This is a genomic window from Facilibium subflavum (genome assembly GCF_003574485.1).
Classification (GTDB): Bacteria; Pseudomonadota; Gammaproteobacteria; order Francisellales; family Francisellaceae; genus Facilibium; species Facilibium subflavum.
Genome location: NZ_QLIT01000199.1, coordinates 1 through 2,379, shown reverse-complemented (window position 1 = coordinate 2,379; position 2,379 = coordinate 1). Strand labels below are relative to the sequence as shown.

The 2,379-nt window shown below is 33.7% G+C and carries 3 protein-coding genes; all 3 read right to left on the bottom strand.

All coding sequences use genetic code 11. From position 1 onward, the window contains the following. Window positions 1-350: 350 nt before the first annotated feature. The gene (locus tag DNK84_RS11000; protein ID WP_119344555.1) at window positions 351-1,490 is read right to left on the bottom strand and encodes an oxidoreductase; all 1,140 of its coding nucleotides are present in this window, start codon (window positions 1,488-1,490) and stop codon (window positions 351-353) included. A gap of 14 nt (window positions 1,491-1,504) precedes the next feature. After that, window positions 1,505-2,149 (bottom strand): hypothetical protein, encoded by a 645-nt coding sequence (locus tag DNK84_RS10995; protein ID WP_119344554.1) that lies wholly within the window; start codon window positions 2,147-2,149, stop codon window positions 1,505-1,507. Then, the coding region (locus DNK84_RS10990; protein ID WP_208123309.1) for a hypothetical protein at window positions 2,149-2,379 on the bottom strand (231 nt) is incomplete at its 5' end. The genes DNK84_RS10990 and DNK84_RS10995, both read right to left, overlap by 1 nt.

The window sequence follows — 2,379 nt, the reverse complement described above, 5'->3', positions numbered from 1 at the left end:
TCATCGACAAAACAAAAGATAAGTTCTAGCATAACACTCCATGAGGTTGGTTTTTTTGTTTTCAGCTCCAGAAATACCTTTTGGAGAAAAAAATTTCAACCTCATCACAGTATATTTATGCATGTTTTTTAATCTTTTATATCGAACTCACGTTAACACACCACCTTTGGTCATTTTATATGGATCAGTCAGCTTTTGAAACTCCTATTGTGGTAAAGCCTAATACCACCAACCCTGAGCAACCATAATGCCATTGGGGGCTGATTATTATTGCCTGGCTATGATTAAAATGATAAATTCACTGGCGGCGGAGAAGGCATGAAGCAACCCATTTTTAAAATTACAATCTGCTATTTTAAGTAAGCTGGATCAAAAGGCACAATACTTTGAAAGTCGCCAGCTTTAACTTTGTTTGGCCACTCAGGATCAGCTAGCAGCGTTCTTCCAAGTGCAATTAAATCACATTCATCATCTAGCATATTAATAATTTTATCTAATGGTTGTATATTCGTAGGAATATGATTAAAGGATTCATAAAAATTTTTATCAAGTCCAATAGATCCAACAGCGACAGTTGGCAAGTTTGATAATTTTTTTACCCATCCTGAGTAGGTAAGTGTAGATGGTGGGTAGTCAGGTTTATCAAACTTATGTGCACTACAATGGAAAATATCGACTCCTGCGGAGACTAAGTTTTGTAAAAAGTGTGCAAGAATTTCTGGTTTATATGCATCTTTAGCATTGAAATCACCGAATTTCCAATGAGATATGCGCAATGAGATAGGAAAGGCGTGTCCACAGACTTGTTTTATCCCAGCAATAATTTCTTCAGCAAATAAAGTACGTTGACTCAAACAATCGCCACCGTACTGATCAGTGCGTTTGTTGGTTACTGACCAAAAAAACTGGTCTATTAGATAGGAATGAGCTGCATGGAGTTCAATACCATCAAAACCAATTTTCTTGGCTAAATATGAAGCCTCGACAAAGTCGTCAATACATCTTTTTATATCATCTATTGTCATTGCAGTTGGAAGTGATGGCTTTCCGTATTGATTTTCACCTTGTAAAGTTTGATACGGATGAATAATAGCTGATGGTGCCAGTGAAGGATCTTTGATATTTGGTGGCATCCCAACTCGCCTTACGCTTCCAACATGCCATAATTGTGGGAATATGCGACAATTATTTTGATGAGCAAAATCAACCAATTCATACCACTTATCAAGAGATTTCCGTTGACAGAAAGAAGGTGTATTTTCATAGCCAAAAGAGCCAATAGAGTCTATACATATTCCTTCAGTTACGATCATGCCAACACCACCTTTTATCCGTTTTTTGTAATATGACACATTCTCGTCATTTAATTCATTATTAGGCGATTTCTTTCTTGTCATTGGCGCCATTAACACCCTATTTTTAATAAACAGATTATTTAAGGTAAATGGCTTAAATAGCGACTCTATCGTTTTTCCTTTACAGTCTATCATATTGATTCCCAATTCTATTTTACTAATGTTAGTTGAGGTTGGTGCCTAGGCTCATCTGAATAAAAATTTATTAATTTACCTGGTATTTTTTGCCCATTATTATTGATAGAAATCCCCGCGGAAAAAAACTTAAAAGTTTCTATTTTAGGCAAGTTATAAAAAGTATTTTCCTGAAAAATATGTCTTAAATTATTATATGAAAAGTCGCCTATCTCAAATATAGCGTTGGCATTACAGGTAAAGTGATATTTTGCAAGTTCACCATTACGATGTGTAGCAACAGCATAAATTATGAAAAATTCACCCTGATCAGTTTTTATTTTTCGAACAAAATTAGTACCTGCATTTAACCCCCATTGATTTTTTCTAAAAGATACAGCTTTAGAGGTGATGATATCATCGCTACAATCCCAAGGATAATAAGGCCAATTTTTATACATTGCAGGGTTCATAGCATAGTCATGTTGAATGAAATTCATTTGATTATAGTGTTTAACTAATAATGAGTTAGTTGACACATGTAAAATATTATCATCAGGCAGGACTATTAAAATAGCAAAGTGGTCTATGTGGTAATAGGATTTTATCCATTTATTAAAGAAAGCGCATACCTGGAACTCATACGCTTCCGAAATTAGTGAATTAAGCTTTTTTGACATTATTGAGAACTCGCTTTTTTATATGGTTTTATATAAGAGTTAATGACATACTCAATTTGATGATTGCTTAGCTTATCTAAGTCATGATTTGAATCTAACAGGCTTGAAATAACTTCATAGATATTAATGCAAAAGTTAAAGTATTCTATATATGTGAATTTTAATCCTACATTGTTTATTTTTTTATCAACTAGTTCAGATATTTTCTTTAACATACATTGAGCACCTCT